Genomic DNA, 16,860 nt, shown 5'->3' on the forward strand with positions numbered 1-16,860 from the left:
ATGGCAGCGAGAGCCTTCATTTCCGGATGTGCCGGCCCGGAGCTGATGCCGGCGGAGCACGATTTCTTCGCCAGCACCGATCCGTGGGGTCTGATCCTGTTCGCGCGCAACTGCGTCGACAAGGAGCAGATCCGCGCGCTGGTCGCCGATTTCCGGCGCGCCGTGGGACGTCCCGACGCGCCGGTGCTGATCGATCAGGAAGGCGGGCGGGTCCAGCGGCTGCGTCCGCCGATCTGGACCGACTATCCTTCGGCAGACGTAATCGCACGGATCCGCGAGCGCGACGCAAACGCCGGAAAACGGGCGGCGTGGCTGCTCGGCCGCCTGATCGGCGAAGAGCTAATCGATCTCGGCATAACCGTCGATTGCGTTCCCGTCCTCGATATCCGCCTGCCGGCGACGCACGACGTGATCGGCGACCGATCCTTCGGTCGCGAACCGGCGGCCATCGTTGAACTGGCGGGGGCTAAGACCGAAGGCGTATCCGCCGCCGGGGTCGCCCCAATCATGAAGCACATACCCGGCCACGGACGCGCGGGCGCCGACAGCCACTTCGACCTTCCAGTGGTCGACTGCGCGCGGGAGGAACTGGAACGCACCGACTTCGAGCCCTTCCGCTGCCTGGCGGGACTGCCGATGGCTATGACAGCGCATGTCGTTTACGCCGACATAGACAATAAGGCGCCGGCGACCCTGTCGCCCGTTCTCGTAAATGATATCATCCGTGGGACGATTGGCTTCGACGGGCTGTTGATGACGGACGACCTGTCCATGGGCGCGCTTTCGGGCACGCTGGAGGAGCGAACCGTCAGGGCTTTCCAGGCCGGTTGCGATATGGCCTTGCACTGCAACGGGGACCTCGACGAGATGGTGGCGGTCGCGTCCAGAACGCCGGAATTGTCAGGGCGCGCCGCGGAGCGCGCCGCGGGTGCACTCGTCTGGGCGAAGCGCGAGCCATGCGATATCGCGGCGGCTCGCGACGAGTTTCTCGCCTTGCTCGATCTGGCGGCCGGGGCGGGGGAGGCCTAGTGGCCGGGGCGTCTCCATGACGGACAAGGGCGCCGATCTCTGGGCCGAAACGTCGGAGCGCATCCCGCAACCCGATGCGGAGGCGTTCCTGGTCGACGTCGAGGGCTTCGAAGGGCCGCTGGACCTGCTCCTGGCTCTGGCCCGCTCACAGAAGGTCGATCTGGCCAAGATCTCGATCCTGGCGCTTGCCGATCAATATGTGGCTTTCATCAACGAGGCGCGCCGGCTGCGGCTGGAACTCGCAGCCGACTATCTGGTGATGGCCGCCTGGCTCGCCTATCTGAAGTCACGTCTGCTGCTGCCGAAACAGGCCGATGACGAGGAGCCGACCGGCGAGGAGATGGCCGCAATCCTCGCTTTCCGGCTGCAGCGCCTCGAGGCCATGCGCGACACCGCCGTCAAACTGGTGAACCGAGACAGGCTGGGCCGCGACGTCTTTCCTCGGGGGCTTCCCGAGGGTATCCGTGTCGAGCGTCGCAATGTCTACCACGCGACCCTGTTCGACCTTCTGAAGGCCTACGGTGAACAGGCCAGTCAGCATGCCGTTCGCAGGGTCGTTCTGAAGCCGCGCAATGTCGTCTCGTTGAAGGAGGCGCGCGATATCCTCGAACGTCTCGTGGGTACGATTGGCGCCTGGACGGCGCTCGACGCGCTTGTGGGCGAGTTCATTGCCGATCCGGCGATGCGCCGCACCGCAACCGCCTCGACGTTTTCGGCCAGCCTGGAACTTTGCCGCGAAGGCGTTCTGGAACTTCGACAGGAAAAAACCTTCGCGCCGATCTATATGAAGGCGCGGGAACCGCGAAAATGACGGAAACGACCGAAGACAACATCGCCAGCATGACGCCGAGCGAGCGCCGCGAACAGCTGCGCATGCTCGAAGCGCTTCTGTTCGCCGCCGCCGAGCCGCTGGACATCGCCACGATCGAGTCGCGCTTGCCCAAGGACGCCGATATCCCGGCGCTGCTGGGCGAACTGCAGGCGGCCTATTCCAGTCGCGGCGTCAATCTGGTGCGTGTAGGGGACAAGTGGCGTTTCCGCACCGCGGAGGACTTGTCGTTCCTGCTGCGCCGCGATGCCGTCGATCAGCGGCAGCTCTCGCGTGCCGCCCTCGAGACGCTCGCCATCATCGCCTATCACCAGCCGGTGACGCGTGCCGAGATCGAGGAAATCCGCGGCGTTTCCATCTCCAAGGGGGTGCTGGACGTGCTCATGGAGGCGGGCTGGGCGCGCATGCGTGGCCGCAGACGCACACCGGGTCGACCGGTCACCTACGGCACGACCGAGGAATTTCTCGATCATTTCGGCCTGGAGTCCCTGCGCGATCTCCCCGGCGTCGAGGAATTGAAGGGCGCCGGCCTGCTTGACAGCCGCCTGCCGCCGGACTTCAAGGTGCCGACGCCGTCCGACGGCGACGCCCTGGCGGAAGACGAAGATCCGCTCGAGGAAGAAGACGAACTCGCATTCGGCGAGGATTTCGCCGAGTGCGAGGAGGAGCGTTGATGTCGACGGCGACGAAAGACGCCAGTCCGGTGCATGAAGCGGTCGCGACGGGGCCGGGCGATCGGCCGAAGTCCGGGCGGCTGCGCGACATGGGGCGCTGGGGCCGGCGCGGCACCGCCGGTGCGGCGATCGCCGCCCGTCTGTCCTTCGACAACGTGTCCCACAGCTATGACACGGCGCTCGCGGTTGACCGGGTGACGCTCGATATCGAGCCGGCGGAATTCGTCTGTCTGCTCGGCCACTCGGGCTGTGGCAAGACGACTCTGCTCAAGCTCGCCGCGGGGCTGGAGGAGCCGGCGAGCGGCAGCATCAAGATCAACGGGCAGGAGGTTTCGGGCGGACGCCGCTTCGTTCCGCCGGAGAAGCGGGGCGTCGGCCTGATGTTCCAGGACTTCGCGCTGTTTCCGCATCTGTCGATCCTGAAGAACGTCATGTTCGGGTTGACGACCCTGCCGCGCGGCGACGCCGAGCACGAGGCGCTGAAGGCGCTGCGTCGTGTCGGGCTCGAGGATTACGCCGAACTCTATCCGCACGCGCTGTCCGGCGGAGAGCAGCAGCGCGTGGCGCTGGCCCGCGCGATCGCCCCCCGTCCGAGCGTGTTGCTGATGGACGAGCCGTTCTCCGGCCTCGACAGCCGGCTGCGCGACGAGGTGCGCGACGAGACCCTCGCCGTCCTGCGCGAGACGCGGGCGACCTGCATCATCGTCACGCACGACCCCGAGGAGGCGATGCGGATGGCGGATCGCATCGTGCTGATGCGATCGGGGCGCCTGGTCCAGGTCGGAACCGCATCCGAGCTCTATCACACGCCCGTGGATCTCTCCGCGGCGCGCTTTTTCACCGAGCTGAACGAAATTCCCGGGGAAGTCGAAGGTGGGCGCGTGGTGACGCCCGTCGGCGATTTTGCCCGCCAGGGGGTCGTCAACGGCGAGGAAGTCACCGTCTGCGTCCGCCCCCACGGCGTGCGGCTGGTCGAGCCGGGGACGGGCGTGCCCGGTCGCCTGGTCGCGAGGCGGTTTCTCGGCGAGGTGGAACGACTCGATATCGCCGTCGAGGGCCTCGACGGGCCACTGAAGGCCCGGTCCCGCGACATGAACCCGGTCGCCGTGGGCTCTGAGGTCGGCGTCGCCATCGACGAGGCGGCCGTGCTGATGTTTCCGATCCGCGGAGAACGGAGCCGTTTCGGCGATTAACCCCTTCGCGGCATCGTGTTGCCGCGGGGCGGCGACCTATATAATGTCGCGACGAACCCGGTAACCTTGTATTCGAGGAGAGCGTAAATGGCTCCCAGTTGGTTTCAGATCCTAATCGTCATCGTTCTGCTCGTCCTGTTGTTCGGCCGCGGCAAGATTTCCGACCTCATGGGCGACGTCGCCAAGGGGATCAAGAGCTTCAAGAAGGGGATGAGCGAAGACGAGACGGCCGCCGAGGACACCAACAAGACCATCGAGCACCAGGCAAGCGAGACGGTCGAAACGCCCAACAAAGAGACCAGCGGCGCCAAAAAGGCGAGCTGAGTCTGGACCGGCGGTCCGGACCTGCGTTCCCGGTCCGGCTTGATTTGATCTGGAGCCCGCCATCGCGGGCGGAGACCTAGATGTTCGATTTCGGATGGAGCGAGCTGCTGGTGATTGCCGTGGTGGCGATCGTCGTGGTCGGTCCGCGCGAGCTGCCCAGCATGTTGCGCACGTTCGGCAAATACGCCGGCCAGTTGCGCAAGATGGCGGGCGAATTTCAGAGCCAGTTCAACGAGGCGCTGAAGGAAGCCGAGCTCGATGACGTGCGCAAAAGCATCGAAAGCGTCCGGTCGGTCAATCCGGTCAACCAGATCAAGGACAGCCTCAATCCGCTGAAGGACGCCGGCGAAAGCGTCCGCAAGGCGGTCGAGGAACCCGAGACGCCGAAATCGCCATCGGCCAAGGCGGCGACAAACGGTGCCGGCGCGAAATCCGGGGCATCTTCGGCGCAGACCGCCAAGGACGCCGCGGACACGGCCGCCGAGGGCAAGGCCGCCGACGCCAGGAAGGCCGCGGCTGCCACGGGCCGGACCGGCGCGAGCAAGCCGGCCGCTCCCAAGAAACCGGCGACTCCCAAGAAGCCGGCAACTCCCAAGAAACCGGCTGCGAAGAAGAAGGCGGCCGCCAAGATGCCGAAAGCCGTCAAATCCGGCTCCGCCAGCTCCGATACGGCGGCCTGAGCCCGGAACCCGCTAGATGAGCCACGAAGATATCGAAGCGACAAAAGCGCCGCTGGTCGAACATCTGATCGAATTGCGGCAGCGGCTGATGTGGTCGCTGATCGCGCTCGGCATCGGTTTTGTCATCTGTTTCTTCTTCGCTGCCGAGATCTTCAACATCCTGTTGAAGCCCTACGAATGGGCCCGCGGCAACGTCGAGGGGCTGGAGCTCATCTATACCGCCCCGCAGGAATATTTCTTCACGCAACTGAAGATCGCGCTGTTCGGCGGGGCGTTCCTCGCGTTTCCGGTGATCGCGGCGCAGATCTACATGTTCGTGGCGCCCGGCCTCTACAAGAACGAGCGCGGCGCCTTCCTGCCGTTCCTGGTGGCGACGCCGGTCCTGTTCCTGCTCGGCGCGTCGCTGGTCTACTTCCTCACCATGCCGCTGGTGATGCAGTTCTTCCTGTCGATGGAGCAGTCCGGCCCCGGGGTGGCGAAGATTCAGCTGGTCGCCAAGGTCAGCGAGTATCTCGGCCTCGTCATGACGCTGATATTCGCGTTCGGCCTGTGCTTCCAGCTTCCAGTCCTGCTGACGCTACTCGGCCGCGCCGGGATCGTGTCCTCCGATGGACTGAAGGCCAAGCGCAAATACGCGATCATCATCACCTTCGCGGTCGCCGCCTTCCTGACGCCGCCCGATCCGATCAGCCAGATCGGGCTTGCGCTGCCGACCCTGCTTCTCTACGAACTGTCCATCATTTCGGTCAGGATGGTGGAGAAGCGGCGCGCCGAGGCTGAGGCCGAGCGCGAGGCGGACTCCTAGGGCCTGGCCGAGTTCCGCCAGAGCCGGCACGCCCGGCAGACCCATCCAGCAAGCCGTTACGCCCATGTTCGACATCAAATGGATTCGCGACAATCCCGACGCCTTCGACGCCGCGCTGATGAAGCGGTCGGAGGAGTACAAGGGCACGGCCGCCCGGCTTGTCGAGCTCGATGACCGGCGCAAACTCCTCGTCACCGATCTGCAGGCCCTGCAGGAGCGCCGCAACGCCGCGTCGAAGGAAGTCGGCCAGGCCAAGGCCGCGAAGGACGAGGAGAGGGCGCAGGCCCTGATCGTCGAGGTTGCCGGCATCAAGGAACGCGTCCCCGCGCTCGAGGACGAGGTGCGTACCGTCGAGGCCGAATTCGACAGGACCATGTCCTGGACCCCGAACCTGCCGCTCGACGACGTGCCGGTCGGCGCCGACGAGGAGGCGAATGTCGAGATCCGTAAGGTCGGCACGCCCCGCGCGTTCGACTTCGAGCCGAAGCAGCATTTCGAGATCGGCGAGGGGCTCGGCCAGATGGATTTCGAGACGGCGGCCAAGCTCTCCGGCGCGCGTTTCGTCGTGTTGAAGGCCGGTATTGCCCGGCTCGAGCGCGCGCTCGCCGCCTTCATGCTCGACCTGCATACGGGCGAGCACGGTTACACCGAGGTCAACCCGCCGCTCCTGGTGCGCGACGAAGTGATGTTCGGCACCGGACAGCTGCCGAAATTCCGCGAAGACCAGTTTTATGCCGGCAGCATCGAGGACATCGAGGCCGAGGATCGTAACGGCTATTGGCTCATCCCCACCGCCGAGGTGCCGCTGACCAATCTGGTCCGCGACGACATCGTCGAGGAGGACGCGCTGCCGCTGCGGGTGACCGCCTGGACGCCGTGCTTTCGGGCCGAAGCGGGCGCGGCGGGCAGGGACACGCGCGGCATGATCCGCCAGCACCAGTTCTCCAAGGTCGAGCTCGTCTCCGTCACCACGCCGGAGCAGTCTCTCGAGGAACTGGAACGCATGACCGCCTGCGCCGAGGAAGTGCTGAAGCGCCTCGCCCTGCCGTATAGGGTGATGGCGCTGTCGACCGGCGACATGGGCTTCTCCGCCCGCAAGACCTTCGACATCGAGGTCTGGCTGCCTGGGCAGAACGCCTATCGCGAGATTTCGAGCTGCTCGCTCTGCGGCGATTTCCAGGCCCGCCGCATGAACGCGCGCTATCGTCCTAAGGATGAAAAGGGCGTGCGCCACGTCCACACGCTGAACGGCTCCGGCGTCGCCGCCGGGCGCGCACTCATCGCTGTGCTGGAGAACTACCAGCAGGCCGACGGCACGGTGGCCGTGCCGGATGTCCTCAAGCCCTACATGGGCGGAATGGACGTGATTGGGGCGTGAGACGGCGGGAAGCCGTCTTTTGCCACGGCCTGTGATGCCCTTGAAAAACACAGGCACGACATCCGGGTTGGTTGAACGGTATTTGGAAGAAAGCGGACACTGATCGAATGCGTATTCTGGTCACCAACGACGACGGCATCCACGCACCGGGCCTCAAGGTGCTCGAGACGATCGCCCGCGAGCTGTCCGACGAGGTGTGGGTGATCGCGCCGGAGACGGACCAGAGCGGTGCCTCGCATTCGCTGACGCTGAACGACCCCTTGCGCCTGCGTCAGATCTCCAGGAACCATTTCGCGGTGCGGGGCACGCCGACCGATTGCGTGATCATGGGCATCCGCCACCTGCTCAAGGACCAGCAGCCGGATCTCGTTTTGTCCGGCGTCAACCGTGGCCAGAACCTCGCCGACGACGTCACCTATTCGGGCACGATCGCGGGCGCCTTCGAGGGCTCCATCCTCGGCGTGCAGTCGATCGCGCTCAGCCAGACCTTCCGCAATCCCGAGCAGATTCCCTGGGAAACCGCCGAGACGCACGGCGCGCGGACCGTCCGTCGTCTGCTCGACGCCGATTTTGATTCCAGCGTCGTCCTGAACGTCAATTTCCCGGCCTGCTCGCCGGACGAGGTGCAGGGCATCGAGGTGACGCAGCAGGGCAAGCGCGACCAGTCGCTGCTGCACATCGATGCTCGCTTCGACACCCGCGGGTTCCCGTACTACTGGATCGGTTTCGACCGGCGCAAGTCCAGCCCGGCGCAGGGCACGGACCTGCGCGCGGTGTACGAAGGCAGCATATCGGTGACGCCGCTGACCCTCAATCTCACCGACAGCGTGGCGCAGGCCCGGCTCCAGGAGCATCTCGCGCTCAGCCAGGAGGCGTGAGACACTGAGTGCATGACGGGGGCGGACGAGGGGGCCTTGAAGGGGCCCATAAAGGGCAATGAGCGACGAGGACGGCGGTAGCGACCTGAGCGAGGGCCGTATCGCGGTCGCCCGGCTCATCATGGGGTTACGCGCGCGTGGCGTGCGCGACGCCGGGATTCTCAAGGCGATCGAGACGATCCCGCGCGCGCTGTTCGTCGACGAGGTTCACGCCGTCCACGCCTATGACGATCGCTCGCTGCCGATCGATTGCGGGCAGACCATCAGCCAGCCTTTTGTCGTCGCCTACATGACGTCGCTGTTAAAGCTCACCGATCGTGACAAGGTGCTCGAGATCGGCACCGGGTCGGGCTATCAGGCCGCCGTGCTGGCCAGGCTGTGCCGGCGCGTCTACACGGTCGAGCGATACCGCACCCTGCACAGGCAGGCCGAGGACCGGCTGAGGGAACTCGGCGTTTCCAACGTCACCGCTATGGTGGGCGACGGCCTGCAGGGCTGGCCGACACAGGCGCCCTTCGACAAGATCATGGTCACTGCGGCGGCCGAGGCCGTGCCGCAGGTCCTCGTCGACCAGCTCAAGGTCGGCGGCATCATGGTGATCCCGATCGGTCCGATCGGCGGTGCGCAGTTCCTGCACCGGATCGTGCGCACCGAGGACGGTTACGACGACGACACGCTCATCGGCGTCATGTTCGTCCCCCTCGTTCCGGGCAAGGCGCAACAACTCTGACTTCCAGCGTCGAAAACGCTTAATTCTTCTTAGCCTTAAGCCAATGTTTACCTCAACGGCCGTTTACTAACGACTGTGTTTTTCAGTGTGTTCGGCGTGAGTGGTGCAATGCGTAGCGTAATCGGCGGATTCCGTCAGACCCTGTTGCTCAGGGTCGCGATCGTTGGGGCACTCGGGGCGTTGTCAGCGGGCTGTAGTTCCGATGTGACCCGGTTTAGCGGCGGCTCCTTCTTCGGTGGTGATCCCGGCGCCGACTACACCGGTTCGATCCCGCCGGTGCCAAGCGAGCCGGTGGCGAGCGGCGTGGCGCTGAGTTCCCCCGTCCAGCCCACCTACGGCCAGCCCACCTACAGCCAGGTCGGATCGGCTCCGGTTTCGTCCGGCAACGGTTCGGTCGTGACTGTGGCCCCCGGCGAGACGGCGTTCACCATCGCGACCCGGTACGGTGTTCCGGCGCCGGCGCTGATGAAGATCAACGGCATCAGCGACGTCAACGCCGTCCAGCCCGGGCAGCAGCTTATCATTCCGGTGTTCTCGCAGGCCCATGGCGGCTGGGTGCATCCCAGCCAGGCGCAGGGCGTGGTCAAGGTTGCCGGGCCGACGCCGGCCAGCGCCGCCCGGGTGGCGAACTCCACGACGGAAACGGCCAGGCCCAAGCCCGCGACGGCCGGTGGCGTTCATACCGTGTCCTCCGGCGAGACGGTCTATTCGCTCAGCCGCGCGTATGGCGTAAGCCCGAACGAGATCATCGCGGCCAACAATCTGCAGGCGCCCTACGGCATCCGTATCGGTCAGAAGGTGCGCATTCCCGGCGAAGGCGCGCAGGTCGCCACGGCCGCGCCGGCGCAGAAGGCCGCGCCGAAGGCTCAGACGAATGTCGCCGCCGCTCCGGCGCCCCAGCCCGCCGCCGAGACGCCACAGCCACAGCAGGTCGCTGCGGTCACGCCGGCTCCGGTCCAGAAGTCCGGAATCGAGAGCAGCGATCTGGATGCCCCCGAGCCGAAGAAGGTCGCTTACGCACCTCAGAACGACACCTCCGCGGGAACGTCCACTCGCGCCGGCGTGCCCGAGCCCGCCGCGCTGTCGGCCGGCAATTTCCGCTGGCCGGTGCGCGGGCGCGTCATCTCCTCCTTCGGCGACAAGGGAGACGGCGGCACCAATGACGGTATCAATGTGTCGGTTCCAGAAGGCACCTCGGTCCGCGCGGCCGAGAACGGCGTGGTCGCCTATGCCGGCAACGAGCTGAAAGGCTACGGCAACCTGGTACTGATCCGTCACGCCGACGACTGGGTCACCGCCTACGCCCACAACAGCGAGCTTCTGGTCAAGCGCGGCGACGTGATTTCGCGCGGTCAGGTCATCGCCAAGGCCGGCCAGACCGGTTCCGTGTCGACCCCGCAGATGCATTTCGAGCTGCGCAAGGGCTCGACGCCGGTCGATCCGCTCAAGCACCTGGCTTCTGACTGACCGTTCCACCTGGGTCAGACCAAAGACGGCGCGCCGGCAATCGGCGCGCCGTTGTCTTTAGTGCCGGGTCAACGGGCCGCCTTGAGCGGCACGCCGAGGCGACCGGCGAGATCCTGGATGAACTGCCAGGCGACGCGCCCAGAGCGGCTTCCGCGGGTCGTGGCCCATTCGAGCGCATCGCGTTCGACGGTTTCCGGCACGACATCCAGCCCGAAATGGCCGGCATACCCCCGAATCATGTCCAGGTATTCGTCCTGGCTGCACTTGTGGAAGCCGAGCCAGAGCCCGAAACGGTCGGACAACGACACTTTTTCCTCGACGGCCTCCGACGGATTGATCGCCGTCGACCGCTCGTTCTCCATCATGTCGCGCGGCAGCAGATGGCGCCGGTTCGACGTGGCGTAGAACAGGGTGTTGTCGGGTCGCCCCTCGATACCGCCTTCAAGCACCGCCTTGAGCGATTTGTAGGAGGTATCGTCGAAATCGAAGGAAAGGTCGTCGCAGAAGATCAGGAATCGCTCCGGAACGTCGCGAATCAAGGCCATCAGGACCGGCAACGTCTCGACATCCTCGCGATGGATCTCGACAAGCTTCAGGGGCCGGGCGCCGTCTGCGATCAGGGTCTGGTTCACGGTGGCGTGCGACGCCTTGATCAATGAGCTCTTGCCCATGCCGCGGGCGCCCCAGAGCAGGGCATTGTTGGCGGGCAGGCCACGCGCGAACCGCTCGGTATTCTCGATCAGGAGATCGCGGGCCCGGTCGATTCCCTTGAGCAGCACCATGTCGACGCGGTTGACGGCCGACACTGGCTGCAGGCCGGGCGGGGAGGGGCGCCAGATAAAGGCGTCCGCCGAGGCGATATCCGCCGGCGCGGGCGCGGGCGGAGCTATCCGTTCGAGACTGTCGGCAATTCGCCCCAGAAGTTTCGTCAGTTCGTCTTGTTCCCCGGACACCGCTACCTATCTCCAAGAATTCGCGCTTGCGGAGCATTACCCGTGCCCCGCGCGCGGACCGTATCACGCGCGCCTGCGGGGTCAATCGGCCCGGCAAGTCCGGGTTCCGACAACCTTTGCGGACGGTTCGGTATCAGTTTGCAAAGCGCGAGGCGCTCGCTATAGTCCGCGCGCTTTCGCTGCGGGGAATCCGACGGCGCAGTGCCCCGTTGTGTCTGGATTGGAGGACTACGATGTTTGTCACGCCCGCCTTCGCGCAGGTCCCAGGAGCGCCCGGCGGCGATTTCCTCATTTCGCTACTGCCTTTTGTCCTGATCTTCGTGGTTCTCTATTTCCTGATCCTTCGCCCGCAGCAACGGCGCGTGAAGCAGCAGCAGGAAATGATTGGCTCCCTGCGCCGTGGCGATACTGTGGTCACCGCGGGCGGCCTGATCGGCAAGATCTCCAAGGTGATCGACGACCGGGAAATCCAGGTCGAGGTTGCCGAAGGCGTGCGTGTCCGGATCGCCCGTCATATGGTTGCCGAGGTTCGCGCCAAGGGCGAACCCGTCAAGGACGAAGGCTAGAGCGACCTTTCCCACGAATGTTCCCCTCCGAGCGTTAGGCCCCCATGCTGCACTTCGCCCGCTGGACCGTTATCCTGATCATCGCGATTTGCGCGGCAGGGATACTGGCGACCGTCCCGAATTTCGTTTCCAAGCAGGAAGCCGAATCGTGGCCGTCCTGGATTCCGCACCGTCAGCTCGTCCTTGGCCTCGACCTGCAGGGTGGCTCGCACATCCTGATGGCGGTCGATACGGAGGCGGTCATCAAGGAGCGGGTCGATACGCTTCGCGATGACGCACGTCAGATCCTGCGTGACAAGCGCATCGGCTACACCGGCCTCGCGGCGCATGATCACTCGGTTAGCGTCCGAATTCGCGACGTCGCCCAGACTGATGAGGCGGTCAAGGCGCTGCGCGAGCTGTCCCAGCCGATCGGCTCGATTCTGACCGGTTCGACGGCGCGGGACGTCGCCATACAGGCCACGCCCGAGGGGCAGATCACCCTTGATCTCAGCGAGGAGGGGATCAACCAGCGCGTCAGCTCGGCGGTCGAACAGTCGATCGAGATCGTGCGCCGCCGTATCGACGAACTGGGGACGACCGAACCGTCGATCCAGCGCCAGGGCGCCGACCGCATTCTCGTCCAGGTTCCCGGACTCGACGATCCTGCCCGCCTCAAGGCGCTGATCGGCCAGACCGCAAAGCTCACCTTCCGCTTTGTCGATATGTCGATGCCGGCGACCGAGGCGCTCAACGGACGTCCGCCACCGGAATCCGAGTTGTTGTATTCGCAGGACGACCCGCCTGCTCCCTATCTGATCGAAAAGCGCGTGATGGTGAGCGGCGAGGACCTCGTCGATGCCCAGCCCGGTTTCGATCAGCGCACCAACGAGCCGATCGTCACCTTCCGGTTCAATTCCAGCGGCGCGCGCCGTTTCGCCGCCGCCACACAGCAGAATGTCGGCCGGCCCTTCGCCATCGTTCTCGACAACGAGGTGATCAGCGCGCCGGTCATTCGCGAGCCGATCCTCGGCGGTTCGGGTCAGATCAGCGGCGACTTCACGGTGGAGGAAGCCAACGATCTGTCGATTCTTCTGCGGGCCGGTGCACTGCCGGCGCCGCTGACGATCCTGGAGGAGCGCACGGTCGGTCCCGGGCTCGGCGCGGACTCGGTCGAAGCGGGCAAGATCGCGGCCGTGATCGGTACCGTCGCGGTGGTGATTTTCATGATCGTCGTCTACGGCCTGTTCGGGGTATTTGCCAATATCGCGCTGTTCATCAACATCGCGCTCGTCATCGGAGTTCTGTCCGTGCTCGGCGCGACCCTGACGCTGCCTGGCATCGCGGGTATCGTCCTCACCGTCGGCATGGCGGTGGACGCGAACGTGTTGATCTACGAACGTATCCGCGAGGAACAGAAAGCCGGAAAAAGCGCCATCGCCTCCATCGATTCGGGCTACCGGCGCGCGCTCAGCACCATCATGGATGCGAACATCACCACGCTGATCGCCGCCGTGATTCTGTTCTATCTCGGCTCCGGCCCTATCCGCGGCTTCGCCATAACGCTTGCCATCGGCATCGTGACGACGCTGTTCACGGCCTATCTCGTCAACCGTCTGATCGTCGCGGAATGGGTTCGGCTGCGTCGCCCCTCCGCCGTACCGATCTAAATTGGGAGCGAACCTTTGCGTCTCTTGAGGCTGGTTCCGGACGACACCCATATCGGGTTCATGCGCCTTCGGCGCATCACCTTGCCGCTGTCGGCGACCCTGTCCGTTCTGTCGATCGTCCTGTTCTTCGTGGTCGGCATGAATTTCGGCATCGATTTCCGTGGCGGCTCGCTGATCGAGATCCAGACCAAGGACGGCCCGGCCAACATTTCCGAGCTGCGCCAGACCGTTGGCAATCTCGGGCTGGGCGACGTCCAGATCCAGGAATTCGGCGCGCCCGACGAGGTTCTGATCCGTGTCGTCCAGCAGGAGGGCGGCGAACTCGCCCAGCAGGCGGTGATCTCCAAGATCCGCGAGGCGCTGGGAGACTCGGTCGACTATCGCCGCGTCGAGATCGTCGGACCAACGGTCAGCGCCGAGTTGGCCCGCACCGGCACGATCGCCGTTTTGGCGTCGATCCTCGCGATCCTGATCTACATCTGGTTCCGGTTCGAGTGGCAGTACGCCATCGGAGCGGTGATCGCCACGGTGCACGACGTCGTCATGACGATCGGCGTGTTCGCCGTTTTGCAGCTTGATTTCAATCTGTCGAGCATCGCCGCGATCCTGACCATCGTCGGCTATTCACTGAACGACACGGTCGTCGTCTATGACCGAATTCGCGAAAACGTCCGACGATTCCGGAAAATGCCCATGACGGATCTGCTCGACCTAAGCGTCAACCAGACGCTGTCGCGCACGATCATGACATCGCTCACCACTTTGCTCGCGCTCATCGCGCTCTATGTCTTCGGGGGCGAGGTGATCCGCAGTTTCGTGTTCGCCATGATCTGGGGCGTCCTGGTAGGAACCTATTCGTCGATCTATGTTGCATCTCCCGTCCTGCTCTATCTCGGCGCCAAGCCCGAAAGCGGCAGCGGATCCAAGGCCGCTGCGGCCGTGGAGGGGACCTGAGTCAGGGAGCGGCCGTGCGCCGTTCGACGAAATGCAGATGCGCGACGCGCACTTCCCGCGACGGGCTCCGATAGAAGCCTACGGGCATGGTGGATTCCGCTTCGCGAACATGTCGCATCGCGGATCGATCCTGATTTTGCACAGCGGTATCTACGCCTGGGAGGCGCCCGATCCGGCGCGTCTCGACGCGGCAAGCCTGAAGCGCGTGTTCCGCGAGGCCGAACCGCCGGAGCTGCTGCTGATCGGAACAGGCCGCCGGCTCCAGCAGCCGGCCGCCGATCTGCGCTTGGCTTGTTCGGAGCACCGTATCGGGCTCGATGTCATGGATACCGGCGCAGCCGTCAGAACCTACAACGTCCTGCTGGCCGAGGGCCGTTCCGTGGGGGCCGCGCTGATCGCGGTGGATTGACATGGGTGGCGCGGCGACATTGGCCAGCTACCGGTACTGCGAGGACCTGGTTCGCCGCGGCGACAAGGACCGCTTCCTCGCCAGTCTGTTCGCGCCCGAGGCTGAGCGCAGGCATCTCTTCGCCCTCTTTGCCTTCAATCTCGAGGTCGCCCGCATCCGCGATGTCGTGAGCGACGCCCTGCCTGGCGAGATGCGCCTGCAGTGGTGGCGCGACGCGCTCGCCGGTTGCGGTCACGGCGAGGTGGGCCGGCATCCGGTCGCCGCCGCCCTGATGGAGACGGTCGAGACATGCGATCTGTCCCGCCAGCCACTGCTCGACCTGATCGAGGCACGGACCTTCGATCTGTATGACGACCCGATGCCGTCGGTCGCCGATTTCGAGGCCTATTGCCGGGCCACCTCGTCGCAACCGATGGCCCTGGCGACGGACGTCCTTGGCGCGCGCGGCTGCAACTGGACGGCCACGATGGTGGATCACGGCGGCATCGCCTACGCGATCACCGGGCTGTTGCGGGCGATGCCTTTCCACGCATCGCGCGGACAGATCTTCCTTCCCGAAGACGTGATGAGCCGCCACGGTGCCCGACGCGAGGATATCTTTTCCGGCACCGCATCCCCCGAACTGCAGGCCGTGCGCGCCGAACTGCGTCGCCTTGCCTGGCAGCATCTCGACCAGGCCGGATACTGCATCGGGGAGATATGCCGCCAGGCCGTCCCCGCGATATTGCCGATTGCGCTGGTCAGGCCCTACCTGGAACGCATGGACCGGCCGGACTACAAGCCGTTCGAGGACAAGTGCGTCGTGCCGCAATGGCGCCGCCAGTGGATCCTCTGGAACGCGGCGCGCAAGGCGACCAAGGTCTGCTGAGCGGACTACTCGGCCGCGTCCCGCAACCCGATCCAAGCATTGATGTCCGCGAGCGCGCGCGCCGACATCGCCCGTTTGCGCGCAAGCGTCTTTTCCTTGCCGCGCAGGCGTTTGCCGGGCACCTTCGGCACGTCGATCGGCGGAAACAGCCCGAAATTGACGTTCATCGGCTGGAAACTGCGCTGAGCCCCGTCCTCGGACAGGTGGCCGCCGGTGATGTGGGCGATCAGGGCACCGAGAGCCGTCGTCTGCGGCGGCTGGACGATCGTCAGCCCGCGCCGTTCGGCGGCCGCGAACCGTCCGGCGAGCAGGCCGATGGCGGATGATTCCACGTATCCCTCGACACCGGTGATCTGGCCGGCGAAGCGCAGCCGTGGCATGGCCCTCAGGCGCAGCGTGTCGTCGAGCAACTTCGGGCTGTTCAGGAAGGTGTTACGGTGAAGCCCGCCCAGCCGCGCGAATTCGGCGTTCTCCAGACCCGGGATCGTGCGGAAGATCTCGGCTTGCGCCCCGTATTTTAGCTTCGTCTGGAAGCCGACCATGTTGTAGAGGGTGCCGAGCGCATTGTCCTGGCGCAGCTGCACGATGGCATGGGACTTCACCTCGGGATCGTGCGGATTGGTTAGGCCCACCGGCTTCATCGGACCGTGCCGCAGCGTCTCGCGGCCGCGCTCGGCCATCACCTCGATAGGCAGGCAGCCGTCGAAATAGGGCGTATTCTTTTCCCAGTCGCGGAATTCGGTCTTCTCGCCGGACAGAAGCGCGTCGATGAACGCCTCGTACTGGTCCTTGTCGAGCGGGCAGTTGATGTAGTCGGCCCCCGTTCCGCCGGGGCCGGCCTTGTCGTAGCGCGACTGGTACCAGGCCTTGGAGAAATCGATAGAGTCCTTGTGCACGATCGGCGCGATCGCGTCGAAAAAGGCGAGCGAATCCTCGTCCGTCGCCGCGCCTATCGCCTCCGACAGGGCGGGCGAGGTGAGGGGGCCGGTGGCCACCACCACGCTGTCCCAGTCCTGCGGCGGCAGGCCGGCGATCTCCTCGCGGCGGATCTCGATCAGCGGATGGGCCTCGAGCGTCGCCGTCACCGCGTCGGAAAAGCCGACGCGGTCGACCGCGAGCGCGCCGCCGGCGGGCACCTGATGGGCGTCGCCGCACCGCATGATGATCGAGCCGCAGCGCCGCATCTCCGCGTGCAGGAGGCCGACCGCATTGGTTTCGGCGTCGTCGGAGCGGAACGAGTTGGAGCAGACGAGCTCGGCGCAGCCCTGGCCGAGATGGGCCTCGGTCATGCGCACCGGCCGCATCTCGTGCAGAACGACCGGCACGCCGGCCTCGGCGATCTGCCAGGCGGCTTCAGATCCGGCGAGGCCCGCGCCGACGACATGGATGGGGGAGAGGGATGTGTCCGACATGGCCGCTACTTAGTCCGCGCGCGCGCCAAAGGCAAAGGGCACGTTCCCCTTTCAATGGCGGG

General features: G+C 65.4%; 18 protein-coding genes. 16 read left to right on the forward strand and 2 right to left on the reverse strand.

The window, feature by feature from the left end:
- The 11 genes from nagZ (at position 1) to ACSF9G_RS11045 (ending at position 9,987) form a co-directional block, all read left to right on the forward strand.
- The gene (nagZ, locus tag ACSF9G_RS10995) at positions 1–1,029 is read left to right on the forward strand and encodes a beta-N-acetylhexosaminidase (protein WP_436641440.1); all 1,029 of its coding nucleotides are present in this window, start codon (positions 1–3) and stop codon (positions 1,027–1,029) included.
- 16 nt (positions 1,030–1,045) lie between these two features.
- Positions 1,046–1,840, forward strand: a complete 795-nt coding sequence (locus ACSF9G_RS11000) for a segregation and condensation protein A (protein ID WP_436641442.1) — start codon at positions 1,046–1,048, stop codon at positions 1,838–1,840.
- Positions 1,837–2,532: an SMC-Scp complex subunit ScpB gene (gene scpB, locus ACSF9G_RS11005; RefSeq protein ID WP_436641444.1), complete on the forward strand. Its 696-nt coding sequence runs from the start codon at positions 1,837–1,839 to the stop codon at positions 2,530–2,532. The genes ACSF9G_RS11000 and scpB overlap by 4 nt, the downstream gene beginning before the upstream one ends.
- 89 nt (positions 2,533–2,621) lie before the next feature.
- The gene (locus ACSF9G_RS11010; RefSeq protein ID WP_436642124.1) at positions 2,622–3,725 is read left to right on the forward strand and encodes an ABC transporter ATP-binding protein; all 1,104 of its coding nucleotides are present in this window, start codon (positions 2,622–2,624) and stop codon (positions 3,723–3,725) included.
- Between the two features lie 87 nt (positions 3,726–3,812).
- Complete coding sequence (locus ACSF9G_RS11015) at positions 3,813–4,049, forward strand: twin-arginine translocase TatA/TatE family subunit (protein ID WP_436641446.1); 237 nt, start codon at positions 3,813–3,815, stop codon at positions 4,047–4,049.
- Between the two features lie 80 nt (positions 4,050–4,129).
- The gene (gene tatB, locus ACSF9G_RS11020; RefSeq protein WP_436641448.1) at positions 4,130–4,729 is read left to right on the forward strand and encodes a Sec-independent protein translocase protein TatB; all 600 of its coding nucleotides are present in this window, start codon (positions 4,130–4,132) and stop codon (positions 4,727–4,729) included.
- A gap of 16 nt (positions 4,730–4,745) precedes the next feature.
- Complete coding sequence (gene tatC / locus ACSF9G_RS11025) at positions 4,746–5,534, forward strand: twin-arginine translocase subunit TatC (RefSeq protein ID WP_436641450.1); 789 nt, start codon at positions 4,746–4,748, stop codon at positions 5,532–5,534.
- Between the two features lie 64 nt (positions 5,535–5,598).
- The gene (serS, locus tag ACSF9G_RS11030) at positions 5,599–6,912 is read left to right on the forward strand and encodes a serine--tRNA ligase (RefSeq protein ID WP_436641452.1); all 1,314 of its coding nucleotides are present in this window, start codon (positions 5,599–5,601) and stop codon (positions 6,910–6,912) included.
- Between the two features lie 107 nt (positions 6,913–7,019).
- Entirely contained in the window at positions 7,020–7,790 is a 771-nt protein-coding gene (gene surE, locus ACSF9G_RS11035) for a 5'/3'-nucleotidase SurE (protein ID WP_436641454.1), read from the forward strand.
- A 58-nt stretch (positions 7,791–7,848) separates the two neighbouring features.
- Positions 7,849–8,520 (forward strand): protein-L-isoaspartate(D-aspartate) O-methyltransferase, encoded by a 672-nt coding sequence (locus tag ACSF9G_RS11040; RefSeq protein WP_436641456.1) that lies wholly within the window; start codon positions 7,849–7,851, stop codon positions 8,518–8,520.
- Positions 8,521–8,724: 204 nt separating this feature from the next.
- Positions 8,725–9,987: a peptidoglycan DD-metalloendopeptidase family protein gene (locus tag ACSF9G_RS11045; protein ID WP_436641458.1), complete on the forward strand. Its 1,263-nt coding sequence runs from the start codon at positions 8,725–8,727 to the stop codon at positions 9,985–9,987.
- Positions 9,988–10,055: 68 nt separating this feature from the next.
- Here ACSF9G_RS11045 and ACSF9G_RS11050 read toward each other — a convergent pair whose 3' ends face one another.
- A complete protein-coding gene (locus ACSF9G_RS11050; protein WP_436641460.1) occupies positions 10,056–10,940 on the reverse strand; it encodes an ATP-binding protein in 885 nt (294 codons plus the stop codon).
- 233 nt (positions 10,941–11,173) lie between these two features.
- Here ACSF9G_RS11050 and yajC point away from each other — a divergent pair, with 233 nt between their 5' ends.
- The 5 genes from yajC to ACSF9G_RS11075 are packed head-to-tail and all read left to right on the forward strand — an operon-like array spanning position 11,174 to position 15,386.
- Positions 11,174–11,506, forward strand: coding sequence for a preprotein translocase subunit YajC (gene yajC / locus ACSF9G_RS11055; protein ID WP_436641462.1), 333 nt, complete (start codon positions 11,174–11,176; stop codon positions 11,504–11,506).
- Positions 11,507–11,550: 44 nt separating this feature from the next.
- Complete coding sequence (gene secD / locus ACSF9G_RS11060; RefSeq protein WP_436641464.1) at positions 11,551–13,155, forward strand: protein translocase subunit SecD; 1,605 nt, start codon at positions 11,551–11,553, stop codon at positions 13,153–13,155.
- Between the two features lie 15 nt (positions 13,156–13,170).
- The gene (secF, locus tag ACSF9G_RS11065; protein ID WP_436641466.1) at positions 13,171–14,109 is read left to right on the forward strand and encodes a protein translocase subunit SecF; all 939 of its coding nucleotides are present in this window, start codon (positions 13,171–13,173) and stop codon (positions 14,107–14,109) included.
- A 31-nt stretch (positions 14,110–14,140) separates the two neighbouring features.
- Positions 14,141–14,518, forward strand: a complete 378-nt coding sequence (locus ACSF9G_RS11070) for an Mth938-like domain-containing protein (RefSeq protein ID WP_436641468.1) — start codon at positions 14,141–14,143, stop codon at positions 14,516–14,518.
- Between the two features lies 1 nt (position 14,519).
- Positions 14,520–15,386 (forward strand): phytoene/squalene synthase family protein, encoded by an 867-nt coding sequence (locus ACSF9G_RS11075; protein WP_436641470.1) that lies wholly within the window; start codon positions 14,520–14,522, stop codon positions 15,384–15,386.
- Positions 15,387–15,391: 5 nt separating this feature from the next.
- On the opposite strand, the gene trmFO is transcribed toward ACSF9G_RS11075, so the two are convergent.
- Positions 15,392–16,798, reverse strand: coding sequence for a methylenetetrahydrofolate--tRNA-(uracil(54)-C(5))-methyltransferase (FADH(2)-oxidizing) TrmFO (gene trmFO, locus ACSF9G_RS11080; RefSeq protein ID WP_436641472.1), 1,407 nt, complete (start codon positions 16,796–16,798; stop codon positions 15,392–15,394).
- Between the last annotated feature and the right edge of the window lie 62 nt (positions 16,799–16,860).

Origin of the sequence: Microbaculum mangrovi, from assembly GCF_051390635.1 — a bacterium.
Classification (GTDB): Bacteria; Pseudomonadota; Alphaproteobacteria; order Rhizobiales; family Tepidamorphaceae; genus Microbaculum.